Genomic DNA, 1,092 nt, shown 5'->3' on the forward strand with positions numbered 1-1,092 from the left:
TACTTCCAGACATTCTGCTTGCCATTCAAGGGCTGTTTTAAGTTAATGACATTGCATGACCAGGTGCCCCTCGGTGATTTTCCCCAGATATTCACAAGTCTCATAATGTTTCCCCTCCGCTTCGTGCATTTGCGATCTGTGCCGCCTTGACCACTACAGTTTCCAGCTGTGTACCACCGATGTTTACCGGAATGATAATATCCCCATCCCCGTTTTGCTGCGGCTGTCGGTATTCTTCCGCTGCGGTTTTCGCCGGCGAATCGTACTGTACCGCCGGAACTGCCGTCCCGATGCCGGAATAACCCTGCATCTGTACCGCAGAATCCAGCTGCATTTGCAGCCGGTCAGTATCTACCTTGTCCATCATGGCATCCAGCGACCGGTTCAGGTCGTCTGCCGTATCATCTGTTGTATCTTCCATACCTACTGCAACGCCGGGAAGCAAAAACTTACCGACGGTATCACGCATCAGCTTTGATGGGGAATGAATCCCAAAAAAGTCCTTGAAGCCGCTCCATAGACTGTCGCAGACATCACCAACTGTGTCCAATAATCCGCTGATACCGTCGATCAGACCATTTCCAATACCTTTTAATATGTCAACGCCCAGTTGCAACCAGTCCACACCGGTGAGGGCATCCCAGATCGCACCCCATATTTTCGGGATCGCTTTCAAAAGATCTGGTATCGCTTTGATGAGTCCGGTGGAAAGCCCGTACATCAGCTTGATTGCTGCCTCAATAATCATGGGTAAGTTGTCGATCAGTCCTTCAAATAATGCCGTCACGATCTGAATGGCTGCATCAATCAGAGCCGGAAGCTGCTCAATCAGTCCATTGACAATGGCAAAGATCATTTCAATTGCCGCATTGATGAGATCGGGAAGATTGTCCACAATGCCGTTGACTATCGCCATAATGATCTGAATGGCTGCGTCCAGCAACACAGGCAGATTCTGGATCACCATATCTACCAGTGTCATGAGGATCATAATGACCGCCGTCAGAATTGTGCTGACGTTGTCCATCAGACCGCCCACTAGTGTACTGACATATTGACTTTTGAATTGATTTATGGTATAATTCTCATATC

Annotated in this window: 1 pseudogene; it reads right to left on the bottom strand. The window is 48.6% G+C overall.

Annotated features, from left to right (window positions below):
• Positions 1-100: 100 nt before the first annotated feature.
• Positions 101-1,092: pseudogene (locus QZ375_RS14220) on the bottom strand (hypothetical protein); the annotation flags it as partial.

It is taken from the genome of Ruminococcus sp., assembly GCF_019417665.1.
Classification (GTDB): Bacteria; Bacillota; Clostridia; order Oscillospirales; family Ruminococcaceae; genus Ruminococcus_C.